Here is a 2,340-nt window from a genome sequence, read left to right as displayed (position 1 = left end):
TTGCCGAAGAGCCAGGCGGTCGGCTGTTCCAACGCGTACACCGATTCGGCGGCGGATGCCCCCAGGCGGCGGGCCGCGTCCTCGTCCTGGAGACGGTCCAGGTCCAGTTGTCCCTTGCCGTCCGCGGCCAGCACGCCGACGCCACGCTCCCGGCAGCGGGCCACGACTTCCTCGACCTCCGCGCCGAGGACAACGGGCAGATGGAACAGGGAACCCGCCGTCGACCGCACGGCCTTGGGGTTGTAGATGTCCACGCTCGAGCCGGTCAGGATGACAGCGTCGGCGCCGGCGGCGTCGGCCGCCCGCAACACGGTGCCGGCGTTGCCGGGGTCCCGGACCTGGCACAGGACGGCAATCAGCCGCGGGCCGGCGTCGAGCACGTGCTCAAGGCTGACGTCCAGGAAGCCGCAGACGGCAATGATGCCCTGTGGGGTGACGGTGTCCGCCATCGCAGCGATCACTTCGTCGGTTGCGAGGTGCGCGTGGGTTCCCTCGGCCAGCTGCTCCAGCTCCGGGTGGCGGTCCAGGCAGGCCTCGGTGGCGTACACCTCATAGACGATGCCGGGCTCCCCCGCGGCGATCCTCTTCCCGTGCAGGACCAAGGCCTCACGGACCGCCTGCGGGCCTTCGGCTAGGAACTCGCGACGCTTTAAACGGGCCGGGCGCCCGGCAAGCTGTGCCACCTTCCTCATCCGATCAGCTCGGGGGTTGGAGAGTGGAAAGTCTTGCGGGCGCCCGGTTTCGTTCATATAAGAACCTTAGTGGCTATTCCAGCCGGCTCTTGAACGAGACAGTCTTTCAACTGCGGGAGGAACTACTTTGCAGCCTCGTCGGCGGCCTTCTTGGCTGCAGGCTTCTTCGCGGGAGCCTTCTTGGCAGCCTTGGGAGCCGGAGCAGCCTCAGCCTGGACGGCCGGAGCGGACGTGTCGGCAGGCAGCGAGTCCTTGGCGACCTTGACCAGCGCGGCGAAGGCGTTGGCGTCGGAAACGGCCAGCTCGGCCAGCATACGGCGGTCAACCTCAACCTCAGCGGCCTTCAGGCCCTGGATCAGGCGGTTGTAGGTCAGGCCGTTGGCGCGGGATGCAGCGTTGATGCGCTGGATCCAAAGACGGCGGAAGTCGCCCTTCTTCTTCTTACGGTCACCATAGCTGTACACAAACGAGTGCAGCAGCTGCTCTTTTGCCTTGCGGTACAGGCGTGAACGCTGTCCGCGGTAACCCTTTGCGCGTTCGAGGATAACCCGGCGCTTCTTGTGGGCGTTAACCGCCCTCTTCACACGTGCCACGTGCGTACTCCTTAGAAAATTTCTGATCCCAAGCGTCTACTGCCGGAACGGTCCGGCTGGCCTGAGAAGCCTTTTTGGTAGTTGACTGCTGCCAGGTGGCGAACAGTCAGAGAACTTGGAACTTAGATGCCGAGCATCTTCCGGATGACCTTGGCGTCGCCCTTGAAGACGATCTTGTCGCCGGCAAGGCGACGGGTCAGCCGGGAGGACTTGTGCTCGAGGTAGTGGCGGCGGTTGGCCTGCTGGCGGCGCAGCTTGCCGGTACCGGTCAGCTTGAAGCGCTTCTTAGCACCGCTGTGGGTCTTCATCTTCGGCATGGGAACCGATCTCCTTACGTATCCGCAGAAAAGTCTGCAGCTCTTTCGTGCAGCCACCCCTGCGGGCGGCGTGCTGGTTGCCTGCTGCCGGACATTGCTGTCCGGCAGCCGTGAACTAGTTGGTCTTCTTGGTGCCAGGCTTGGCGGCTGCCCGGGGGGCGGCCGGCCGTGCGGCGGGCTTCGGCGCTGCGGGCCTGGGTACCGGCTTCGGAGCAGCAACCGGCTTCGGTGCTGCTGCCGGAGCGGCTGCCTTTTCCTCGGGAGCCTTCGCTGCCGCCGGGGCCGGAGCGGCCTTCGGAGCCGCGGGAGCCTTGGCTGCTGCCGGCTTCTCGGCGGCCTTCGGAGCCGCCGGAGCCTTCGCTGCTGCCGGCTTCTCGGCCGCCTTCGGAGCCGCCGGAGCCTTCGCTGCTGCCGGCTCCTCGGCTGCCTTCGGTGCGGCTTCCGCCGGCACGTCCTGGGCGGGGGCCTCGTCGGCCTTGGTCTCTTCGACCGGAGCCGCTTCAACCTTGGCTTCTTCAACCTTGGTCTCTTCGACCTTGGCTTCTTCGACCTTGGTCTCTTCAACCTTGGCTTCTTCGACGGGTGCCTCCGCTGCGGGTGCCTCCGGCGATACGACGTAGCCTTCCGGCAGGAGGTCCGACAGCGTCTGGGTCAGCGGGGCGTTGCCACCGGAGACATCGACGCGTCCCGAAGCCTTGGCTTCGTTCTCAGCCTTGGCTTCTGCGCGCTGCGTTGCGC

At 66.3% G+C, this 2,340-nt stretch carries 3 protein-coding genes and 1 pseudogene; all 4 read right to left on the bottom strand.

The window, feature by feature from the left end; all coding sequences use genetic code 11:
- Window positions 1–749 (bottom strand): RNA methyltransferase (locus tag LQV45_RS26215; RefSeq protein ID WP_230009608.1); only part of this gene is annotated, 749 nt, incomplete at its 3' end.
- 65 nt (window positions 750–814) lie between these two features.
- On the bottom strand, window positions 815–1,285 hold the full coding sequence (gene rplT / locus LQV45_RS26210; protein ID WP_028277244.1) for a 50S ribosomal protein L20: 471 nt from the start codon (window positions 1,283–1,285) through the stop codon (window positions 815–817).
- 122 nt (window positions 1,286–1,407) lie between these two features.
- Window positions 1,408–1,602: a 50S ribosomal protein L35 gene (gene rpmI / locus LQV45_RS26205; protein ID WP_003798720.1), complete on the bottom strand. Its 195-nt coding sequence runs from the start codon at window positions 1,600–1,602 to the stop codon at window positions 1,408–1,410.
- 115 nt (window positions 1,603–1,717) lie between these two features.
- Window positions 1,718–2,340, bottom strand: a pseudogene (locus tag LQV45_RS26200) (hypothetical protein); the annotation flags it as partial.

This window comes from Microbacterium sp. Bi128, assembly GCF_918698205.1.
Note: the sequence above shows the minus strand (reverse complement) of the source record. Positions and strands in the feature narration are given on the sequence as shown.

What these genes read in the sequence shown, in the direction of transcription:
- rpmI (WP_003798720.1), bottom strand. Translation starts at nt 1,602, where the DNA reads ATGCCGAAGATGAAGACCCACAGCGGTGCTAAGAAGCGCTTCAAGCTG.